This window comes from Mesorhizobium sp. Cs1299R1N3 (assembly GCF_037179625.1).
Classification (GTDB): Bacteria; Pseudomonadota; Alphaproteobacteria; order Rhizobiales; family Rhizobiaceae; genus Mesorhizobium; species Mesorhizobium salmacidum.
Genome location: NZ_JAPYKQ010000001.1, coordinates 1080201 through 1101677 on the forward strand (window position 1 = coordinate 1080201; position 21477 = coordinate 1101677).

21 protein-coding genes are annotated in these 21477 nt (G+C 63.6%); 10 read left to right on the top strand and 11 right to left on the bottom strand.

Annotation, left to right across the window (positions count from 1 at the left end; genetic code table 11):
• Positions 1 to 13 precede the first annotated feature (13 nt).
• From O7B34_RS05040 to gcvA, 8 genes are all read right to left on the bottom strand, one after another.
• On the bottom strand, positions 14 to 736 hold the full coding sequence (locus O7B34_RS05040) for an ABC transporter ATP-binding protein (RefSeq protein WP_337145102.1): 723 nt from the start codon (positions 734 to 736) through the stop codon (positions 14 to 16).
• Entirely contained in the window at positions 733 to 1458 is a 726-nt protein-coding gene (locus tag O7B34_RS05045; RefSeq protein ID WP_337145103.1) for an ABC transporter ATP-binding protein, read from the bottom strand. Before O7B34_RS05045 ends, O7B34_RS05040 begins: the two co-directional genes overlap by 4 nt.
• Positions 1455 to 2417: a branched-chain amino acid ABC transporter permease gene (locus O7B34_RS05050; protein WP_337145104.1), complete on the bottom strand. Its 963-nt coding sequence runs from the start codon at positions 2415 to 2417 to the stop codon at positions 1455 to 1457. Before O7B34_RS05050 ends, O7B34_RS05045 begins: the two co-directional genes overlap by 4 nt.
• Positions 2414 to 3295: a branched-chain amino acid ABC transporter permease gene (locus O7B34_RS05055; protein WP_337145105.1), complete on the bottom strand. Its 882-nt coding sequence runs from the start codon at positions 3293 to 3295 to the stop codon at positions 2414 to 2416. Before O7B34_RS05055 ends, O7B34_RS05050 begins: the two co-directional genes overlap by 4 nt.
• Before the next feature lie 105 nt (positions 3296 to 3400).
• Complete coding sequence (locus tag O7B34_RS05060) at positions 3401 to 4705, bottom strand: ABC transporter substrate-binding protein (protein ID WP_337145106.1); 1305 nt, start codon at positions 4703 to 4705, stop codon at positions 3401 to 3403.
• 157 nt (positions 4706 to 4862) lie between these two features.
• On the bottom strand, positions 4863 to 6296 hold the full coding sequence (locus tag O7B34_RS05065) for a hypothetical protein (RefSeq protein WP_337145107.1): 1434 nt from the start codon (positions 6294 to 6296) through the stop codon (positions 4863 to 4865).
• 252 nt (positions 6297 to 6548) lie between these two features.
• Positions 6549 to 7853: a nicotinate phosphoribosyltransferase gene (gene pncB / locus O7B34_RS05070; RefSeq protein ID WP_337145108.1), complete on the bottom strand. Its 1305-nt coding sequence runs from the start codon at positions 7851 to 7853 to the stop codon at positions 6549 to 6551.
• Positions 7854 to 7972: 119 nt separating this feature from the next.
• Entirely contained in the window at positions 7973 to 8944 is a 972-nt protein-coding gene (gcvA, locus tag O7B34_RS05075) for a transcriptional regulator GcvA (protein WP_337145109.1), read from the bottom strand.
• Between the two features lie 214 nt (positions 8945 to 9158).
• Here gcvA and speB point away from each other — a divergent pair, with 214 nt between their 5' ends.
• From speB to O7B34_RS05095, 4 genes are all read left to right on the top strand, one after another.
• A complete protein-coding gene (speB, locus tag O7B34_RS05080) occupies positions 9159 to 10220 on the top strand; it encodes an agmatinase (protein WP_337145110.1) in 1062 nt (353 codons plus the stop codon).
• Between the two features lie 80 nt (positions 10221 to 10300).
• Complete coding sequence (locus O7B34_RS05085) at positions 10301 to 11110, top strand: transporter substrate-binding domain-containing protein (protein ID WP_337145111.1); 810 nt, start codon at positions 10301 to 10303, stop codon at positions 11108 to 11110.
• Between the two features lie 6 nt (positions 11111 to 11116).
• Positions 11117 to 11773 (top strand): amino acid ABC transporter permease, encoded by a 657-nt coding sequence (locus O7B34_RS05090; RefSeq protein ID WP_337145112.1) that lies wholly within the window; start codon positions 11117 to 11119, stop codon positions 11771 to 11773.
• Complete coding sequence (locus tag O7B34_RS05095; RefSeq protein WP_337145113.1) at positions 11770 to 12417, top strand: amino acid ABC transporter permease; 648 nt, start codon at positions 11770 to 11772, stop codon at positions 12415 to 12417. The genes O7B34_RS05090 and O7B34_RS05095 overlap by 4 nt, the downstream gene beginning before the upstream one ends.
• Positions 12418 to 12750: 333 nt before the next feature.
• Here the strand turns inward: O7B34_RS05095 and O7B34_RS05100 are convergent, their stop codons facing one another.
• The 3 genes from O7B34_RS05100 to O7B34_RS05110 all read right to left on the bottom strand — a co-directional run bounded on the left by O7B34_RS05100 (position 12751) and on the right by O7B34_RS05110 (position 14843).
• A complete protein-coding gene (locus tag O7B34_RS05100; RefSeq protein WP_337145114.1) occupies positions 12751 to 12936 on the bottom strand; it encodes a hypothetical protein in 186 nt (61 codons plus the stop codon).
• 99 nt (positions 12937 to 13035) lie between these two features.
• A complete protein-coding gene (locus tag O7B34_RS05105; RefSeq protein WP_027145397.1) occupies positions 13036 to 13323 on the bottom strand; it encodes a hypothetical protein in 288 nt (95 codons plus the stop codon).
• A 116-nt stretch (positions 13324 to 13439) separates the two neighbouring features.
• On the bottom strand, positions 13440 to 14843 hold the full coding sequence (locus O7B34_RS05110) for an MATE family efflux transporter (protein ID WP_140508297.1): 1404 nt from the start codon (positions 14841 to 14843) through the stop codon (positions 13440 to 13442).
• A gap of 233 nt (positions 14844 to 15076) precedes the next feature.
• Between O7B34_RS05110 and O7B34_RS05115 the strand changes: the two genes are divergently transcribed.
• From O7B34_RS05115 to O7B34_RS05140, 6 genes are all read left to right on the top strand, one after another.
• On the top strand, positions 15077 to 15994 hold the full coding sequence (locus O7B34_RS05115; RefSeq protein WP_337145115.1) for an AraC family transcriptional regulator: 918 nt from the start codon (positions 15077 to 15079) through the stop codon (positions 15992 to 15994).
• Between the two features lie 241 nt (positions 15995 to 16235).
• Positions 16236 to 17507 (top strand): ABC transporter substrate-binding protein, encoded by a 1272-nt coding sequence (locus O7B34_RS05120; protein ID WP_337145116.1) that lies wholly within the window; start codon positions 16236 to 16238, stop codon positions 17505 to 17507.
• 138 nt (positions 17508 to 17645) lie between these two features.
• Positions 17646 to 18512 (top strand): carbohydrate ABC transporter permease, encoded by an 867-nt coding sequence (locus O7B34_RS05125; protein WP_337145117.1) that lies wholly within the window; start codon positions 17646 to 17648, stop codon positions 18510 to 18512.
• Positions 18509 to 19321 carry a carbohydrate ABC transporter permease gene (locus O7B34_RS05130; RefSeq protein ID WP_337145118.1) on the top strand — a complete coding sequence of 271 codons (813 nt, stop codon included), beginning with the start codon at positions 18509 to 18511 and terminating at the stop codon, positions 19319 to 19321. Before O7B34_RS05125 ends, O7B34_RS05130 begins: the two co-directional genes overlap by 4 nt.
• Before the next feature lie 15 nt (positions 19322 to 19336).
• A complete protein-coding gene (locus O7B34_RS05135) occupies positions 19337 to 20383 on the top strand; it encodes an NAD(P)-dependent alcohol dehydrogenase (RefSeq protein WP_337145119.1) in 1047 nt (348 codons plus the stop codon).
• A 3-nt stretch (positions 20384 to 20386) separates the two neighbouring features.
• A complete protein-coding gene (locus O7B34_RS05140; protein ID WP_337145120.1) occupies positions 20387 to 21472 on the top strand; it encodes an ABC transporter ATP-binding protein in 1086 nt (361 codons plus the stop codon).
• The last annotated feature ends 5 nt before the right edge of the window (positions 21473 to 21477 follow it).

The window sequence follows — 21477 nt, forward strand, 5'->3', positions numbered from 1 at the left end:
GGAATTGCTCCCGTCAGCCGACACCGACATAACGCCTGACCGCCGACGGGTCGGCGCGCAGGGTCTCGACATCGACCGTCTCGCGGTTGCGGCCGTTTTCGATGAAGCAAACCCGATCGGCGACCGACAGCACGGCGTCGACCCGCTGCTCGACCAGGATGGTGGAGACATCCATCTCGCGCAGCTTCGACACCGTCTCGCGGATCTTGGCGATCATCGACGGCATCAACCCTTCGGTCGGCTCGTCGAGCAAAAGCACCTGCGGCTCGAGGCAGAGCGCACGCGCCATGGCCAGCATCTGCTGCTCGCCGCCGGACAAGGTGCCCGAGCGCTGCCGCAGCCGCTGGCGCAGCAGCGGGAAGAGATCGAGGACGTTCTCGCGCGTCGCCTTGCCATTGCCGCGCGCCATCAGGCCGATCTCGATGTTCTCCGCCACAGTCATCTCGGCGAACAGCCGCCTTCCCTGCGGCACGTATGCGACGCCGGCCTTCGGCACTTCATGCGCCGGCAGGCCGGTCAATTCCCGGCCGGCGAGCCTGATCGAACCGGCACTCGCCGGAACCAGGCCCATGATCGCCTTCAGCGTCGTCGTCTTGCCGGCGCCGTTGCGGCCGAACAGGCACAGCACCTCGCCCTTGTTCAGCACGAGATCGAGCCCGTAGAGCACCTGGACCTCGCCATAGAAGCAGTCCAGCCCCGAGATCACCAGTGCATCGGTCTTGCTCGTCTCCCTCATGGGGCGGTCCCCAGATAGGCTTCCTGCACCGCGGCGTTGTCACGGATCGCTTCCGGCGTGCCCTCGGCCAGGATCCTGCCGGCGTTGAAGACGGTGATGCGGTCGGCAAGCTGCATGACGACCGGCATGTTGTGCTCGATCAGCAGCACGGTGGCGTTCTTGGCGATGTCGCGCACCAGCTCGATGAAATTATCGATCTCGCTATCGGCCAGGCCTTGCGTCGGCTCGTCGAGGATCAGCAGGCGCGGCTTCAGCGCCAGGCCCATCGCCACTTCCAGCAATCGCTGATGTCCGTAGGACAATTGCCCGGCCGGCATATGGGCGCGGCCGGCCAGCCCGGTGCGTTCGAGCGCCGACATGACGCCGGCCCGTACCGCACCCTTCGAGCGGCCGTCGCTCAGCGTGCGCTGCACCGGCAGCGCGACATTGTCATAGGCGCTGAGGTTGGCGAAGACGCTGGTGATCTGGAATGTGTAGGCGATGCCCTGGCGGACCCTGACATAGGCCGGCAGGCCGGTGATGTCGGCGCCGTCGAAGAGGATCCCCCCCGAAGAGGGCTGGATGCGGCCGCTGACCAGGCTGACGAAGGTGGTCTTGCCCGCGCCGTTGGGGCCGATGACGGCGCGGATTTCTCCGGGCATCAGGGTGAAGTCGACGCTGTCGACGGCGCGCAGGCCGCCGAAATTGCGCGACAGACCCTTGGTGGTCAAAAGCGGCGTCATGGCAACCACCCGAGCCAGCGCTGGCGGATGCTGCCGAGAATGCCCTTCGGAAAGAACAGCACCAACAGGATCAACGCGATGCCGACGATCAGCAGATAAGCCGATGTGTAGCCGCTGGTGACGTCGATGACGTAGTACATGAACAGCGTGCCGATCAGCGGTCCAAGCGTTGTGGCAGCACCTCCGAGCAGGACCCACAGCAGCGGCAGGATCGAATACTGCACCGAGGCGAAGCTCGAGCCGACATAGCCGAACAGCAGCGCGTAGGCGGCGCCGGACGCCGCGCAGATCGAGCCGGAGATGACGACGGCTGCGAGCTTGTTGGAGAAGGTGTCGTAGCCCAGCATCTTCGTGCGCTCTTCGTTTTCACGGATGGCGACCAGCACGCGGCCAAAGCGGGAGCGGACGATGGCGAGCATCGTCAGAAGCACGAGCGAGAACAGCGCCAGCGCGCTCATGTAGCGCACGGTCGGATTGGTGAGGTCGAGCGAGGTTCCGCCGAAAGTGAGGACACGCGCCGGCTGCGGCACGACCATGCCCTGGTCGCCCCCGGTCCAGGCCGCGAAATAAAGGATGGCGAGATAAAACACCTGGGCGAACATCATGGTGACGATCATGAAGGCGACGCCCGTGGTGCGCAGCGCCAGAAGGCCGATGATCAGGGAGAGAACGGCCCCACAGCCAAGACCCGCGGCGAATGCCGCCGGCACGCTCCAGCCGAGCTGGATGATGGCAAGGCCGGCACCATAAAGCCCGGCGCCAAAGAACATGGCATGGCCGAGGCTGAGCAGGCCGACATAGCCGAACAGCATGTTGTAGCCCATCGCGAAGACCGCCAGCACCATGATGCGGGCGAGCAGGCCGTGATAATACTCCGGCAGCAGGAAGCTCAGTACGAAGAGCAGGGCAATCACACCGAGGTGCAGCGCGTACGCCTTTGCCGGCGAAGCTTCGCTCATCGCGATGCCGTCCCAAACAGGCCTTGCGGCCGGAACACCAGCACCATGGCGACCAGCAGCGTGGCGATGATCTTGGCCAGCGTCGGCGAGAAGAACATCGAGATGATGCCGTCGGACAGGCCGATCAGCACGGCGGCGACGACGGTGCCGCGCAGCGAGCCGAGACCGCCGATGATGACCACGATGAAGGACAGCAGCAGCGGGTCCTGCCCCATCAGGTAGTGCGCCTGGCTGATCGGCACGATCAGCACCGCGGCGATCGCCGCCAGCATGGCGCCGAGCGCGAAGACGCCGCCATAGACACGGCCGACAGGGATGCCGAAGGCCTGCGCCGTCTCGCTGTCATATTGCGTGGCACGCATGATGAGACCAATTTTCGTGCGCGTCAGCACCAGCCATGTCGCGATCAACAAGAGAGCGGATGCAGCGATAACAGACAGCTTGTAGCCGGAATAGCCGAACCACGGCAAAAGGATGCGGTAGCTGAAAGGCGACTCGACCGGCCGCGCTTCGGGACCATAGAAAGTCAGCGCCAGCTGCTGGATGATGTAGAGCATGCCGATGGTGGCGACGATGGTGGCTTCCGGATTGTAATTGAGCCGGCGCAGCACCAGCCGTTCGGCGACCAGCGCGATGGCGCCGACGATCAGCGGCGCAATCACAAGCGCCGCCAGGAAGCCGAGGGCCGGGTGGCCGCCGATTGCCGTGGTGATCGCCCAGGCAAGCACGGCGCCCAGCATGAAGAACTCGCCATGGGCGACGTTGACGACACGCATGACGCCGAACACCAGCGACAAGCCAAGCGCGGTCAGCGCCAGTACGGCCGAGGTGACGAGGCCTTCGAGGGCGGCGAGGAGGAGGTGGGGGCCGAAGTGCATTGATTACACGCTCGATAGGGTGGCGCGAAGCGCCCCCTCTGTCCTGCCGGACCCGGCAGGACAGAGGGGGGTAGGCCGAAGGGCACTGGGCTTAAAGAACCAAGCTCACAGCGCCTGCGTCGTGTAATCCCCTTCGGCTTCGTAAAGCCCGTCCTCGATCTTGGTCTTGTGGACGACCTTCAGCTTGCCGCCTTCGACCTTGGAGATGTTCTGGATGCCAAAGCACTGGTGGATCTTGCCGTTGAAGGTTTTTGGTCCTTGCGGATGCTCCGGCCCTTCGGCGAATTCCTTCAGCGCTTCGGTCGCCTCGACCAGCTTGGCGCGGTCTTCCGGTCCCTTGTAGCCGGCGTCTTCCATCGCCTTCTTGACGACGTAGAGCGTTTCCCAGCAACCGAACATGTGCGCGGCGGTGGAGACGTCCTTGGGGTCGCCGACGGCGGCGCCATTGTCGTCGATGCCGACGGCGGCGCGATAGGCTTTCTGCGCTTCGGTGTCATCGGGCTGGGCGTAGCGCGGCGAGCCTTCCCAGAAATGGCTGCCGTCGAGGAATTCAAGGCCTGGGCTGTTGATGTCGACGGCTTCGAGCGAATCGATGAAGCCGAAGAGCTGCGGCCGGTTCGAACCGTAGAACTCGCCGAGCTCCTTGACGAAGGTGAGCACCGCCGGACCGACCATGACGTGGTAAATCACCTCGGTTTCGGCCGGTATCTGCGGGAAGTATTTGGTGAAGGAACTCTCCGTCGGCGGAATGGCGATCTGCGCGATCACCTCGGCGCCTTGCGCCTTCAGCGCCGGCGGCAGGTAATCGCGATGGTCGTAGCCGAAGGCGAAATCGGGGAATATCTGCGTCACCTTCTTGCCGGCATTGGCCGCGATCCACGGCGCCATCGACTGGATCTGGCTCTTCACGTCGGTGATGCCGGGCTGGAAGACGTAGCGGTTGAGCTTGGTCGAGGCGACGTGATGCCCTTCGCTGACGACGAAATAGGGCATCTTGGCTTCGCCGGCGGCCGGAGCCGAGCCGATGACGACGTGCGAGAACAGCGTGCCGAAGACGATGTCGGTCTTGTGCTGCGTGGCGAACTTGCCGACCACCTCGGCGCCGCGACCGGGATCCGTGCCGTCATCCTCGATGATCACCTCGACCTGGCGGCCGTTGATGCCGCCGGCGGCATTGATCGCCTTGACCGCGGCGGCGGTGGTCTTCTCGTACCAGCGGCCATAGGCGGCGCCGATACCGGTGCGGTGCGACTGGAAGCCAATCTTGATCGGCGCGGAGCTTTGCGCCTGGGAATAACGGACGAAACCGGGCGCCATGGCGAGGCCCGCACCAGCGGCGAGCCCCTTCAGCGCGGTGCGGCGGGTGAGTGTGGTTTTGGAGAGGTCGAAAAATCCGTTCTTGTCAGTCACGTTCGTTCCCCTGTTCTTGCGTTTTGACCAACGATAAGGCGGCTCGAACATCCTCGGCAAGAGGATGCAAAATTGCATGTGTACAAACTAAATCACCAAAGGCTTGGCCTGGCAAGCGAGCTTTCCATGGGGCATGACCCATAGGAAATGGCTTGTCTCATCCGACCGTCGGCGTGGCAAGCAGCCAGAGACCGAAAATGGTGTAGGCGATCATCAATACGGTGAGCGGAAACTGACTGAGCGCGGCGCGGGCAGGCTGCGGATGCAGGCGCCAGGCAAGGCCGTGGGCGACGAGAACCGCGAGCACATGACCAAGGATGATGGCGCCGGCCTGGACATTCCACAGCCACCACGCTGACGCTGCGCCGGCAACGACGCCGGCTTCGACCTGCATGTCGGCGGTGCCGAACAGATCCCAGCCCAGCGCGAAAGGATCGGACAGGGAGACCAATGCATACTGGCCGTCGACCAGCAGCACCGTCAGATAGTGCGCGACATGGTAGGCGAGCGCGATCGGCACGATCGACCACACCAGCAGGCCCGCCGCCTGGGCGAGCGGTTTATCGCTGCCGGCAAGGCGCTGACCGAGGATTACCGCAACCAGGAACACTCCCGCGAGCAGCACGAATGCCAGGACAAGGCCAAGGCTGCCGCTGCCAATCACCGCCGTGCGGCCTGGAAATTCGAGCGGGTTGATGCCGAACAGGCCGAGCCAGAAGAAGGTCCTCGACAGGCCGTCGAAGGAAACCGAGGACAAAGCGAGCAGCAGGAAGGCGATGCCGCTGGCGGGCAATGGCCCGGCCGTGAGCAGCCTGGCACCCGGCCAGCACAGCGCAAGACGGCCTTTGTCGTCGCGCTCGACCGGCGCGAAGCGGGCAACCATCGAGAAGAAGATGCCGAGGAATTCACCGCTGCGGCTCCACTTGTCGTAGCCGAACACCCGCATGGCGATGAAGGTGAACAGCCAATAGAGGCCGGCGGCAAAGGCTAGCCGCGCCGGATCGTCGGGCGCCGGGTCGACGAGTTCGAACCAGGCAAAGGCGACGAACAGGACGACGGCCGGCCAGCAGCCAAGCCACTGCGGAAGTTGCCAGGTCGCTTCATCGCTTCTGCCGCGCGGCAGCAGCCGCCACGGGCCGCACCAGGGGTTGAGCCACGACCACAGATCGCCGAGCAGGCCTTGCAGCAGGGTCAGGCCGGCCCATAGCAGCGTCCAGATCACCAATGGCAGCGGGTTGGAGAGGGGGTCGCGGCTGCCGAGCAAGCCGGCGGCGATGAGAATTGCAAAGCCGGCAAAGGAGACCAGGCTGATGATGGCGCGGGTGCTGTCGCTGAAGGCGAATAGCGGCAGGCGACGGCGCCAAACACGGCCGAGGGTGTCGGGTGGGAGCAATGCCAGGACGAGGAAACTGGCGGCTACGGCGAAAGCGCCGGCGACGAGATAATAGCCGGTGGGGAGAAGCAGGACGTGGCCGCGGTCGGAGGCGTGAGCGAAGGCGGGGGAGGGTGAGACGAGCCACAAGGCGGCAAGCAAGAGGGCTAGCGACGGACGGAAGCACTCTACGGCGCCCCCCTCTGTCCTGCCGGACATCTCCCCCACGAGGGGGGAGATTGGCTGGCCGTGGCGTCGGCGCTTTTCTTGCAACGTCGGCGATTGGCGAAAGCGGTGATAAAGTCCAATCTCCTCCCAAGAGGGGGGTGAGGAGTGGTCCGCGCAGCGGACGGGAAGCCAACTGCTTGGCTTTCCGAACAACGAACGCCCGGAGCGACAGCGGAGGGCCGGGTCCGGCAGGACAGAGGGGGGCGCGACGGAACTCGAACTTTCCAAGAGTCCGCCCACCCCTCAAACCTTGACCAGTTGCTCCACGCGATCCTTCTGCCCAAAAATCCTCAAATACCGCTCGATCTCCTTGAGATCGCCGGTCGCCTTGGCTGGATTGTCGGAAAGCTTCACCGCCAGCCGGCCATTGGCCTCGGTGACCTTGCAGACCAGCGATATGGCGTCGAGGCTGTTGGTCTCTGTCGGCGCGCAGCCTTCGAAATCATTGGTCAAATTGGTGCCCCAGCCGAAGGACATGCGTACCTTGCCTTTAAAGTGACGGTAGGTCTCCTCGATGGTTTCCACCTCGAGCCCATCGGAGAAGATCAGCAGCTTCTGCCTGGGGTCCTTGCCCTTCTCGCGCCACCAGGACAGGATCTTTTCGCCGCCCTCGATCGGCGGCGCGCTGTCGGGGCGAAAGCCCGTCCAGTCGGCCACCCAGTCCGGCGCGTCGCGCAGGAAGGAAGCGGTGCCGAAGGCGTCGGGCAGCACGATAAGCAGATTGCCGCCATAGTAGCGCTGCCAGTCCTGCAGCACCTTGTAGGGCGACTGCTTCAGCTCTTTTTCCGAATTGGCGAGTGCCGCGAACACCATCGGCAGTTCATGCGCGTTGGTGCCGAGCGCTTCGAGGTCGTTGTCCATGGCCAGCAGCACGTTGGAGGTGCCGGTGAACGCTTCGCCGATGCCTTCCTTCAGCGCCTCCACGCACCAGCGTTGCCACAGGAAGGAGTGGCGCCGGCGCGTGCCGAAGTCGGAAATGCGGATGCCGGGCAGCGCCTTCAGCCGTTCGGTCTTGGCCCACATCTTGGCCTTGGCGCGGGCGTAGAGCACATCGAGCGCGAAGGGCCCATAGGCCCGCATGGCCGCGCGAGATCGGAGTTCGTTGATGATGGCGAGCGCCGGGATTTCCCACAGCGTCGTGTACATCCAGGGGCCGGAGAAAGTTAGTTCGTATTGTCCGTCGTGCTTGGAAAGCTCATAGTCGGGCAGCCGAAAACCTTCCAGCCAGGCGAGGAATTCCGGATCGAAAATCTGCTTGCGGCCGTAGAAATTGTTGCCACCCAGCCAGATCATCTCCTTCTTGGAGAAGCGCAGCGTGCGGGCATGGTCGAGCTGTTCACGCAATTCGCCCTCGTCGATCTCGTCGGCGAGCCGCACCGAGGTGGTGCGGTTGATCAGGGAGAAGGTGGCGTCGACCTTGGGATACATGCCCCAGATCATCTGCAGCATCAAAAGCTTGTAGAAGTCGGTGTCGAGCAGGCTGCGCACGATCGGGTCGAGCTTCCAGGTGTGGTTGTAGACGCGCCGCGCAATATCGGTCTTGGCCATGTCTCGTTACCGCCTTCGCTGCCCTGCCACCACAATAGCGACAGGCCTCATAGCATCGAATTGACCAAAACGCTGCCCGCTTTCAGGCTGGCCCGACAAAAAGAAAGTCCTGCGTACGGCTACGAGGATTTGCCGCCCATCACCTTGAGCGCGGGACGTTTGCGGCGGGTGACGAGGCGGCCCGCCACCGGGGCGTCGGCGCGGCCGTCATCCCCGGCCTTCTCGGCGAACAGCCAGTCCATGAACACCTGCACGATCGGCGTCGCCCGCATCTCGTTGCGGCAAACGACATAGAAGTCGTCGACCGCCGGCACCGACAGGCTGAACGGCGCGACCAGCATGCCCCTGGCGAGCAGCGCGCTTGCCGTCACCGAGTCGCCCAGCGCCACGCCATGGCCGTGCACCGCGGCTTCCGCCGTCATGCGCGCATCGCCGAGATGATGGCGCCGGCCGCGCTCCAGGTCCAGCGCGTCGGCGGCGGCCAGCCAGGTGTGCCACTCGCGGCCGTCGTCACCATGCAGCAAGACGTGGTCGGCGAGGTCGCGAACGTTACGGATCGGCCGGTTGTTGATCAGCGTCGGACTGACCACGGGAAACAGTTCGAGGCCCGACCATTTGCGCATCCAGCAATCGGCCCAGCTGCCATCGCCATAGTGCACGCAGACATCGATATGCGGCGCCCGGATATCCCTGGGATCGTTGGAGGGAATGAGCGTCAGCTGGATGTCGGGATATTGCGCGGTGAAGCTGCCCAGCCTCGGCGTCATCCACAAAAGCAGCAGCGCCGGCACGCAGGACACCGACAGCGCGCCGCTGCTTGCAGGCCGGGTCAGCCGTTGCGTGGCGGCGGCGATGCCGTCGAACGCGACCGATACCGCAGGCAAGAGCTCGGCGCCGTGCGGGGTCAATTTAACCCGTTGGCCGACGCGTTCGAAAAGCTTGACGCCAAGCGATTGCTCCAGCGCCTTGATCTGGTGGCTGACGGCGCCATGGGTGACATTCAGTTCGCTCGCCGCCTTGCTCAACGAGGCATGGCGCGCCGTGGCCTCGAAGGCGCGCAGCGGGTTGAGAGGTGGCAAGCGCTTGGCCATGGATGCTCGGCTTCATTGTGAGATTTTCTCACAGAAAACACCCTAACAATATCAATTGCTTTTTCAAAGCGGCTGCCGGACACTTTGCCCCAAGACAACATCAAGACGTGAAATCTGCAGACAGCCAGCGGGACCGCGGCCCGGCCGGATGACGGTCGGTTCGCCCGAGGTCACCGACCGGCAACACTGCATCAGCTGAGGAGGAGGAGCGTATATGGGATACGATCGCGGCAAGCTCGACGCGCTGCGTCGCAAATATGGCGAGAGCCATGGCGGCGAGATGTTCGACCCGAAATTCCGCAAGGTCGCGGATAAGATTTTTTCCAAGAGCGGCACGCGGCTGGCGCCCTATTCCGGCATCCCGACTTTCCTCACCGCGCCCTATCGTGAAATCGCCGCCGAAAATCCGGACTTCGGCGACCTGCAGGTGGCGATCATTGGCGTGCCGATGGATCTTGGCGTCACCAACCGGCCGGGCTCGCGCTTCGGGCCGCGCGCATTGCGGGCCATCGAGCGCATCGGCCCCTACAACCATGTGCTGGAATGCGCGCCGACGCATGAGCTCAGGGTGGCCGACATCGGCGACGTTCCGTTCCAGAGCCGCTACAGGCTGGAGACCAGCCATGAGGATATCGAGCGGCGCATCAACCAGATCGTCGACGCCGGTGTCATTCCCCTGTCGGTCGGCGGCGACCACTCGATCACGCACCCGATCCTGAAGGCGGTCGGCAAGAAGGCGCCGGTCGGGCTGATCCACATCGACGCCCATTGCGACACCAGCGGCCTGTTCGACCTGACCAAATTCCACCATGGCGGCCCGTTCCGCAACGCTGTGCTCGATGGCGTGCTCGATCCGACGCGCACCATCCAGATCGGCATCCGCGGCTCGGCCGAATATTTGTGGGAGTTCACCTACGAATCCGGCATGACAGTGGTCCATGCCGAGGAGGTGACCGGGCTCGGCATTCCCGCCATCATCGAGAAGGCGCGCAGAATAGTCGGCGATGGCCCGAGCTATGTGTCTTTCGACATCGACAGCGTCGACCCGGCCTTCGCGCCGGGCACGGGCACGCCGGAAGTCGGCGGGCTGACGACGCGCGAAGTGCTTGAACTGCTGCGCGGCCTCAAGGGCCTGAACATCGTCGGCGGCGACGTCGTCGAGGTGGCGCCGCAATATGACGCGACCACCAACACCGCGCATGCCGGCGCCCAGGTGCTGTTCGAGATCCTGAGCCTGATGGTGTTCAGCCCGGCCGTCACAAGCAAGGGCGCCTGACGATCAAAGCCAAGGCGGCCGCCGCGCTGGAGCCGGCGGCCGACCCAAACAATCAAAAAGCTTCCAGAAGGGGAATGACAATGACAATCCGTTCGACATTCAAATCATCCATCGCCGCCGTCCTGGTCCTGGGCGCGGCGGGTTTCGGCCTTGGCACACAGGCTGCCAAGGCTGACGCGCTGGCCGATATCACCAAGGCCGGCACCATCAATGTCGGCGTCTTCGCCGATTTCCCGCCCTTCTCCTCGGCCAGCGCCGACATGAGCCTCAAGGGCTATGACATGGACGTCGCGCAGTACATCGCCGACACGCTCAAGGTGAAGCTCAATCCGATCGCCGTCACCGGCCAGAACCGCATCCCCTATTTGAACGATCATCGCGTCGACATCCTGATGAGCGTCGGCTACTCGAAGGAGCGCGAGCAGGTCATCGACTTCGCCGCCGCCTACGCGCCCTATTACATCGCGGTCATCGGCCCGGCGGCGATGTCGGTCAAAGGCAAGGATGACCTCGCCGGCAAGTCGATCGCCGTCAATCGCGGGACGCTGGAAGATACCTCGCTCACCGAGGCAGCACCCGCATCGGCCGACATAAAGCGCTTCGACAACTATAATTCGGTGATCCAGGCCTTCATCTCCGGCCAGACCCAGCTGATGGTCGTCGGCAACGACGTCGGCGCGCAGGTGCTGGCCAAGCAGGACGTGCTCAAGCCCGAGCAGAAGTTCCAGCTTCTGACCTCGCCCTCGCATATCGGCCTCAACAAGAATGAGGACGGCCTCAAGAAGGCGGTCAACGACGCCGTCGCCAAGATGTTGGCCGACGGCAAGCTGGACGAAAGCTCGAAGGCCTGGCTGAAGACGCCGCTCAACCCCGACAACCTCAAGGATTGAGTTGCCGTGGCCTTCGGCTGGCTTCCAGGTGCCGTAGGCGACATCGCGCACGGCGCCGCGACGACGATCCTTTTGATCGCCGTCACCACGCTGGCGGGAACGCTACTCAGCATCCTCGGTGCTGCCGGGCGGCGAAACGGCCCCGCGCTGCTGCGCCGGGCCATCGCCTGGTATGTCGAGGTGATGCGCAACACGCCGTTCCTTGTGCAGCTGTTCTTCATCTTCTTCGGCCTGCCGAGCCTCGGCATCAGGCTCGACCCGATCCTGGCCGCCATGCTGGCGATGACGCTCAACATGGCGGCCTACACGATCGAGATCGTCGGCGCCGGGCTCGACGCGGTGCCGAACGGGCAGACGGAAGCGGCCCTGGCGCTCGGGCTGCGGCCGCGACAGGTGTTCATCAAGATCGTGCTGCCGCAGGCGCTCAAGATCATCTATCCCGCGCTGACCAGCCAGATCGTCATCATGATGCTGGAATCCGCCGTGGTGTCGCAGATCGCGGTGCGCGAACTGACGTATGAGGCCGACATGCTGCAGGCGCGCACTTTTCGCTCGTTCGAGACCTATTTTGTCGTGACGCTGGTCTATCTCTTGATGTCAATGGCCTTGCGGCGGCTGCTGGTGTCAGGCGGGCGCCGCACGCTCGGAGCGGGCGTGTCATGATCGAGTTCACGCTCTGGGACATCGTGCGCAACCTTCTGCTTGCAGCGCGCTGGACGGTGCTTTTGTCGCTGGCCGCCTTCGTCGGCGGCGCGCTGGTCGGAATGGCGGTGCTGTTCCTGAGGATCGCGAAGAATAAATGGAGCCGGCGCCTTGCCTCCGGCTATATCGCCCTGTTCCAGGGAACGCCGCTTCTGATGCAGCTCTTCCTGATGTTCTTCGGCCTGCCGATGCTCGGCCTGCGCATCGAGCCCTGGACCGCGGCGGTGCTCGGCCTGACCTTCTTCGCCAGCGCCTATCTCGCCGAAATCTGGCGCAGCGGTGTCGACGCGCTGCCGCTTGGTCAATGGGACGCCGGAGCCAGCCTCGGCCTGCACTATCTGCAGGAGCTCAGGCTGATCATCCTGCCGCAGGCGTTCGCGATCACCCGCGCGCCGACGGTCGGCTTCCTGGTGCAGCTGATCAAATCGACCGCGCTGACCTCGATCATCGGCTTCGAGGAATTGGTGCGGACTTCGAATGCCATCAACAACGCCACCTTCGAGCCATTCAAGGTCTACGGGCTGGTGGCGCTGATCTTCTTCGTCATGTGCTTTCCGCTGACGCAATACGCGCGGTCGCTGGAGAAGCAGACATTGATGCGCTGAACCGAAAGCATGTTGTGTTGACCAATATCGACGCGACCGCAGGCTGGGAAGCTGTGTGCTGTTAGAGCTTGAAGCTCCATTTGGGCACGCATGACGGCTTTGCGCCGCATCCCAGCCGTTCAGACGACATCTGCGAGTTCCTTAGAGCGGACGGTCAACTAGGCGGGAGATTACGACGGCATCGGCGTAGTCTTCGAGCTCGGCCAATTATTCGCGTTGGCAGTGGAGTTGGATCCAGGGCGATACCATCACAATCGGTCCGTGTCACATTGTTGGCGATGTGACGGACATGTTGGCTTCGATGAGTCTGAGGGGATTGGGTAAGTAGCCATCCTAATTTTCAGCATGGCTGAAGACGACAGTTCCATTGTCCTTGCGAACTTCAACGCAAATGATCCCCTCGTCACCCCTTCGGGTCTGAAACATGGAGATTGCGTGATCTTTTGCCACCTTTTCGGCGTCAAAGATCACCTTGTCGATGATGCCCTGTCTTCCATACCAAATAACGGTGAACACCATTCGCCGCCTCCATTCGAGGCATCATAGGCGCTCTTACCGGTACCTTCAAACGGCGTCTGTGGCCAAAAGGCGGCGCGAAACGGCCGCCTTTCCGCAAATTCAGCCACCCATCTTCTTGGCCATCGCGCAGAAATCCGCATGCGACTTGTTGATCGTGGTGTCGCCGCAGTCTTTCAACACCGCCTTCTGTTCATCTGGCTTCATGGACATCCATGCGGTCTTGAAATCCGCTTCCGACCTGAGTGTTTTCATGCCGGCGTCCGTGAAGAACGGCGACATCTTTGCCGGATCGTCGAGCGCAGAGGTTCCGCCAGCAGATCCAGCCAGCGCCGAGCCAGTCATCATTGCGAGCGCCATCGCGCCCATAGTGAGCATTTTGAAGGTCACTTTCATCTCCTCACGATTTACGTCGATCGTATGCAACGATCATCCCTCGAAACGTCATCGTGCAGGAAAGGTTGCCCGCCTGCGTCGAAAGGCGGAATTCTATTCCGGGAATGCGTTCAGTGCCCGAGCGCCAGCGACGGCGCGATGCGGTCGCGCCGTAGCCAGCGGGCCAGAAGCAGGGCCGCCACCACGGCCAGTCCCGACGACAGGCCGATCCAGATGCCGACGCCGTGGAAGCCGAAATGGAAGGCCAGCAGCACGCCGAGCGGCAGGCCGACGCCCCAGTAGCCGATCGCGGCATAGATCATCGGCACCTTGGTGTCGTGCAGGCCGCGCAGCATGCCGGCGGCAACCGCCTGCGCGCCGTCGAAGACCTGGAACAAGGCGGCAAACACCAGGAACGAAACGGCAAGCGCGATCACCCTGGCATTGGCCGGATTGCCGAGGTCGATGAAGGCGCTGATCAGGAGATGCGGCCAAAGCACCATCACCAGTCCCATCAGCGCCATGAACGAGACGCCGATGACGAAGGCGGTCCAGCCGGCGCGCGAGACGCCCTCGGGATTGCCGGCGCCATGCGCGAGCCCGACCCGCACCGTCACCGCCTGGTTGAGGCCGAGCGGGACCATGAAGGAGATCGAGGCGATCTGGATGGCGATGGCGTGCGCGGCCAGAGAATCCGCGTCGATCAGGCCCATCAGCAGGGCTGCCGCGTTGAAGATCGTCACCTCGAAGGCAAGGATGCCGGCGATCGGCAATCCGAGCCGCAGCAGGCCCTTGAAGCGCGGCCAGTCGGACCGCCAGAAACGGCCGAACAGATGGTAGCGCCGGAATTTCTTCTCCAGCATCACCACGACAGCCATGCCGACGAACATCAGCGTGCTGGACAGCGAGGTGGCAAGACCGGAGCCGGCGATGCCCATGGCCGGCACACCGAGATTGCCGAACATGAACAGCCAGTTGAAGAAGGCGTTGCAGGCGACGGCGACGAAAACGATGATCAGCGCCCAACCCGGCCGCTCCAGCGCCGAGATGAACGAACGCAGCACGATATAGCCGTAGAAAGGCAGCACCGCCCACTCCAGCCAGCGCAGATAGATGCCGGCCTGATGCGCCAGCGCGGGCTCCTGCCCCATGGCCAGCAGAATTGCCTCGCCGTGCCAAAGCACGAGCCAGATCGGGATCGCGATCAGGATCGCCAGCCACAGGCCCTGACGTACGGTGCGGCGCAGATCGCGCACGGAATGGCGGCGGCGGCCAAGCTCGGTGGCGATCATCGGCGAGGTCGCCAGCATCAGGCCGAGGCCGAAGATCAGCGGCATGAAATAGAGGTTGGCGCCAAGCGCGCCGCTGGCCAGCGTGTCCGCGCCGAGGCGTCCCATCATCATGACGTCGGTCGCGGTCATCGCCGTCTGGCCGAGATTGGTCAGCACCATCGGCCAGGCCAGCGCCAGCGTCGCCCTGATTTCCCGACGCCAAAGGTTTTCCGGCGCGCGAGCGCCGGCTTCGATCGCAGACATTGTCCTGCTCTTTCAGAACACGGCGCGTCGGGCCACGCCCGGAAGCCGCACAGCAACGGCACGAAATGGCCCCGTTTGCGCCGTCTATTGAACGAAACGCGACATGAAGGCAAGGGAGGAGGCGCCAGAACAGATTGAGCCAGCGCATTGCGCGGAACCGCCGCCTCGTTCCCTTGCCGGCCAGGGACTGCTACGGATCAGACATCGGCGACCGGCGAATTGTGGGAGGCAGGATGGCGTTCAGACGCAGAAAGAACACGGCAGCAATCCCGCGCACGGCACCTTCCTTCGAGCACATCGTCACCGAGGCGAGCGACAGTTTCCTGTGGCGGCTGGACGACTATCCCTGGGAGCGCAATGTCTGGAACTTCCACCCGGAGTACGAGATCCATCTGCTGCGGAAATCCTCCGGCGTGGTCCTGGTCGGCGACCATATCGGCGAGTTCGGGCCGGGCTACCTCACCATCGTCGGCGGCGGCCTGCCGCATGACTGGGTCACCGCGGTGCAGCCGGGCGAATTGATCGATGGCCGTGACATCGTGCTGCAATTCGATCCCGAGCGGCTGCGCGGGTCGGCTGACATGCTGCCCGAACTGCGCGAACTGGAGCCGTTCCTGGAACGGTCGCTGCGCGGCATCGTCTTCCACGGCGGGACCGCGCTTGAAGGTGCCGCGCTCATGGAGCGGATGGGCACGGTGCATGGGTTGGCCCGGTTCTGCCTGTTCCTCGAACTGGTCGATCTGCTGGCCAGGACCGACGAGTATGAGCTGTTGTCGTCGCCGGACTTCCAGCCGGTTCTCGACGCCGCCTCGCTCGACATCATCCAGCGCACGCTGACCTATTTGTTCCAGCACTTCGCCGAAGATCTGAAGCTGCCTGAGGTGGCCGAGCTGGCCGGCATGAGCGAAAGCACCTTCTCGCGCTTCTTCCAGAAGAACACCGGCAACTCCTTCAGCGACCATCTTGCCAAGCTCAGGCTGTGGCAGGCGTGCAAGCTCCTGGCCGACACCGATATTCCGATCACCGACATCTGTTTCCAGGTCGGCTACATGAACATCTCCAACTTCAACCGCGCCTTCCTGCGCAAGCACAAGATGACGCCGTCATCCTATCGCAAGCTGTCGCGGCAGCGTCTGGCGATGCGCGCATAAGCGCATCCTGAATCACCGTTTTGGACCAGATCGATACTCATGTGACGCGCTCCGTACGGGTGCGCCGGTTTTTGCGCTGCACAATGCATAAAAGTACAGGTCATCTGCAACGGGGCTTCTAGCGTCGCCCCACGCAACCGCGCATTTTGGCGATGGGTGGCATGTCGTTCGGGCGATGGTGAGGATCGCGTAACCCGAGGACCTGCGCTACCCGCGACGTGTTCCTGGAGGAGAAAAGATCATGAAACCAGTTCGGCTCGCTGCCAGCCTTGGCGCAGCTTTCGTGCTTTCCGCTACCGTTTCAACCCTAGCCCTGGCGCAGGCGCCGGTCTGCTCGGCACCGGTCAAGGTGCTGGCACAGCCCCGCGATGGCCTGACGCTTCTGGAGGACTCCAAGGCCGAGTTCGAGAAGCTCTCCGGCGCGAGCTTCAAGATCGATTATCTGAACGAGAACGACCGCCGCGCCAAGTCGCGCGCGGACGCGTCCACCGTCGGCAATTACAACGTCTACTATGTCGATGAAGCGAATGTGGCGCTTTTCGCCTCGTCGAAGTGGATCGTGCCGCTGACCGATTATTATCCGGCTGACTACGACTATGCCGATTTCGATCCAGGCCGCCAGAAGGTTGCCACCTATGACGGCAAGGTCTGGTTCGCGCCGCTGACCGGCGGCGGCGACCTGATGGTCTATCGCAAGGACGTGCTGGAAGCCGCCGGCATCCAGCCGCCCAAGACGCTGGACGAGCTGATCGCCGACGTGCCGAAGCTGACCAATGCCGACAAGGGCATGTATGGCATCGCGCTGCGCGGCGCGCGCGGCTCGGGCGCCAATGTCTGGCGCTGGATGCCATTCTTCAAGGCCTATGGCGGCAAGTGGTTCGACGGCGACAAGCCGGCCTTCAACTCGGACGCGGCCGTCGAGGCGACCGAGGCCTATCTGAAGCTGTTCAAGGATTCGGCACCGGGGACACAGACCGGCAGCTGGGACGAATCGACCGGCGCCTTCCTGTCGGGCCAGGTCGCGATCCTCGTCGAATCGACCCCGCTTTCGGGCATGGCGGTCGACCCGAAGACCTCGCAAGTGGTCGGCAAGATCGGCTTCCTGCCGCCGCCCTCGCCGCTTTCCGGCGGCGGTTACGGCCATGGCCTTGCCATCGCGGCGAAGGCCAATGCCGACGACGCTTCGAAGAAATGCGCCGGCCTGTTCATCGCGTGGGCAACCTCGAAGGAAAACGAGAAGCGCCGGCTAGACGCCCACCAGTTCGGTGAGCTGAACCGCACCAGCATCCTTTCCAGCAAGGAATTCGCCGATATCTACGGCGCCGATCTCGGCCAGGCGCTTGCCGAAACCGGCAAGGTCACGGCGGTGAACTTCTGGCAGGATCCGCGCTGGCCGGATCTCGGCGACCGCTGGGGCATCATCCTCGAGGAATTGATTGCCGGCACACGCACCGACGTCAAGGGCAGCCTCAACGAGCTCGAGGCCTACGCCAATGAGCTGGTGAAGAAATAGGCCCCTCCCTCTTGCGGCGCGCGGTTCGCGGCATTCCCTGGGAATGCCGGGACCTGTGTGTCGCAGGAGGGCCTGCCCTGTCCCGCGCGCGGGTTCCGCCATGTCCAGATATCAGAGACACAGCAAGGCCTGAGACCAATGCCTCGACGTTCATCCCTGCCGGTCGCCTTTGTCGTGCCGACACTGGTCATTCTGCTGATCCTGTCGATGGTGCCGACGCTCTACGCGATCATCATCGCCCTGCAGAACCGCGAGCTGAGCTCGGCTGCCTATTCCTGGGTCTGGTTCTCGAATTTTGTCGACCTGTTCTCCGACCGCCGCTTCCTCAACGCCGTCTGGGTGTCGGTGAAGTGGGAGGTGGTCACCGTCGTCGCAACGATGGTCGTCGCGATCGGGCTCGGCGTGCTGATGTTCGAGGTCGCCTCGCCGCGCCTGCGCAACCTCTACTGTCTGCTGTTCATCATCCCGGTGCTGCTGCCGCGCGTCTCGGCGGCCTTCGTGTGGAAGTTCGCCTATCATCCGCTCTACGGCATCGCCACCTACCCCTACCGGCTGCTGACCGGCGGGCTGATCTTCGACCCGCTGTCCAAGCCGTCGACGGCTTTGTTCGCCGTCGCTTCGGTCGATGTCTGGCAGTGGGGCCTGTTCTTCGCGGTCATCGTGCTGAAGCTCTTGGAAACCTTGCCGCCGCAGCCGATCGAGGCCGCCCGGCTCGACCACGCCAGGCGCTGGCAGATCCACGCCTATGTCACCTTGCCGATGCTGAAGGCGCCGCTGATCAGCCTGATGTTCGTCAAGATGATCGAGTCGCTGCGCTCCTTCGACCTGATCTATGTGATGACCCGCGGCGGGCCGGGGGTGGCGACCGAAACGCTCGACATGTACGCCTTCTCGCAAGGCTTCATCGAATCCGGCAAGGTTTCCTATGCCTCGGCCATGGCCGTGCTGATGATGATCGCCACCGTCATCACCTTCACCATGCTGTGGAAGCGGGTGCAGGCATGAGGCCCGGCTGCATCATCGCCAAGGCCGTCCTGGCCTTCGCCGGCTTCGTCGCGGTGTTTCCGCTGCTGTGGACAGCGCTCAACTCGCTGAAGAACAGCGTCGATATCATCACCCGCGTTCCCCGCCTGGTGTTCACGCCGACTCTTGCCAACATCAGCTACATCCTTGGCCGCGACAGCGTCATCACCGGCCTCTACAATTCGGTCGTCGCTTGCGGCACAGCCGTGCTGATCGGCGTCGTGCTCGGCCTGCCCGCGGCCTACGCGGTGGCGCGTTATCCCAACCGCTGGGCCGGCGATATCCAGTTCTTCGTGCTGTCGCTGCGCTTCCTGCCGCCGGTGGCGGTGGCGATCCCGCTTATGGTGATCTGGCTGCAGCTCGGTCTCTACGATACGCTGCCGGCGCTGATCGTCACCTATTCGCTGCTCACCATCTCGGTGATCATGTGGCTCGCCATTCCAGCCTTCCAAGGCGTGCCGAAGGAGATCGAGGAAGCCGCCTTCGTCGACGGCTACGGCGCCTATGCGGTGTTCTGGCGGATCGCGTTGCCGGTGGCTGCGCGCTCGCTGATCGGCGCTGTCGCCTTCAGCTTCGTGCTGGTCTGGAACGAGTTCCTGATCGCGCTGATGCTGTCGAGTTCCAACGCCAAGACCTTGCCGATCGTCGCCTCCGAACTCTCCCAGCAAGGCATGAACGTGCCGTGGGGCATTCTCAACGCCTCGGTCGTGCTCCTCTCGCTGCCGCCATTGCTGTTCCTCGGTGTGCTCAGCGGCTTCCTGAATTCTGTTTTCCGGCAAAAAAAGACTTGAAGTGAGGACTACCCGATGCGGGCTTTGGTGCTTGAGAAAAAAGGTGAATTGTCGCTGCGCGAGATCGCGTTGCCGCTCGATGTCGGCCCCGACGATGTCAGGATAGCCATCCACACGGTCGGCGTCTGCGGCAGCGACGTGCATTATTATACGCATGGCGCCATCGGCAGCTATGTCGTGCGGGCGCCGATGGTGCTCGGCCACGAGGCCGCGGGCACAATCGTCGAGGTCGGCGCCAATGTCAGGAGTCTGAAGGTCGGCGACCGCGTCTGCATGGAGCCCGGCGTGCCGAACCTGTCGTCGCGCGCGACAAAGCTCGGCATCTACAATGTCGACCCCGACGTCACTTTTTGGGCGACCCCGCCGGTGCATGGCATCCTTGCTCCCTATGCCGTGCACCCGGCCGCTTTCACGTACAGGCTGCCGGACAATGTCTCCTTCGCCGAGGGCGCCATGGTCGAGCCCTTCGCCATCGGGATGCAGGCGGCTAGCCGCGCCCGCATCGTCCCGGGCGATGTCGCCGTCGTCGTCGGCTGCGGCCCGATCGGCATCATGATCGCCCTTGCCGCCCTGGCCGGCGGTTGTTCGAAAGTGCTGATTTCCGATTTTTCCGCGCCCAAGCTGAAAATCGCCGCGCAGTATGCCGGCATCGTGCCGGTCAACATCGGCGAGCGGTCGCTGGTCGATGCCGTCGCGGCAGCGACCGACAATTGGGGTGCCGACATCGTCTTCGAGGCGAGCGGCAGCCCCAAGGCCTTCGCCGATCTGTTCGACGTCGTGCGGCCAGGTGGCGCGGTGGTGCTGGTCGGGTTGCCGGTGGAACCGGTGGCCCTTAACGTGCCGGCGGCGATCTCGAAGGAAGTCCGCATCGAGACGGTGTTCCGCTATGCCAACATCTTCGACCGTGCCCTGCAGCTCATTGCCTCCGGCAAGGTCGACCTCAAGCCGCTGATCACCGGGACCTATGATTTCGCCGACAGCATCGAGGCGTTCGAACGGGCGGCCGAAGGCAACCCGCAGGACGTCAAGCTGCAGATTCTGCTTACCGGAGAGAAGGGCTGACCAATGTCCGCGATCGTTTGCTCCCATGTCGACAAGGCCTATGGCGCCACCACGGTGATCCGCGATCTCAACCTCTCGATCGAGGAACACGAATTCGTCGTGTTCCTCGGCCCGTCCGGTTGCGGCAAGTCGACCTTGCTCAGGATGCTGGCGGGGCTGGAGGACATCAGCGGCGGCGAGGTCTCGATCGGCGGCAAGGTGGTCAACGACCTCGATCCGGGCGACCGCGGCATCGCCATGGTGTTCCAGAACTACGCGCTCTATCCGCACATGAGCATTTTCGACAACATCGCCTTCGGGCTGCGGCGCCAGAAGGTCCCGGCGCCCGATATCCGCAAGCGGGTCGAAGCGGTGTCGAGGACGCTGGGTCTCGACCCCTATCTCGGCCGTAAGCCAGCCGAACTCTCCGGCGGCCAGCAGCAGCGCGTGGCGATCGCGCGGGCCATGATCAAGACGCCCAAGGTGTTCCTGTTCGATGAGCCGTTGTCCAATCTCGACGCCAAATTGCGCAACCATATGCGCGTCGAGATCGCGCGGCTGCACCAGTCGCTGAAGACCACCACCGTCTATGTCACGCACGACCAGCTGGAGGCGATGACGCTCGCCGACCGTATCGTGCTGCTCAAGGATGGCATCATCGAGCAGATCGGCTCGCCGGCGGAAATCTACGGGCGGCCGGGCAATATGTTCGTGGCCGGCTTCATCGGCACGCCGAACATGAATTTTGTCGAGGTGACGGTCGGCCGGGCCGGGAACGGCTGGACGCTGACCGGAGCCGGAACGGTGCTTTCGATAGACGGGGAAGGCTTTCATCTCCAGCCAGGCGATCGCGCCGTGCTGGGCATCCGGCCTCCGGACCTGAAGACGGCCGATGCCGGCAGCGCCGGTATATTGCAAGGCACTGCCGATCTCATCGAATTCCACGGCAATGACGCGCTGGTGACATTCGGCTCCGGCGGCAAGGAGATCAGCGCGCTGGTTCCGGCGCGCGACTGCCCGGTACTGCATGCTCCCGTCCGCTATACGTTCGAGGAGAATGACATTCACCTGTTCGACGCGACATCGGGCGCGTCCCTGCGCAGGCAATAGCGCAA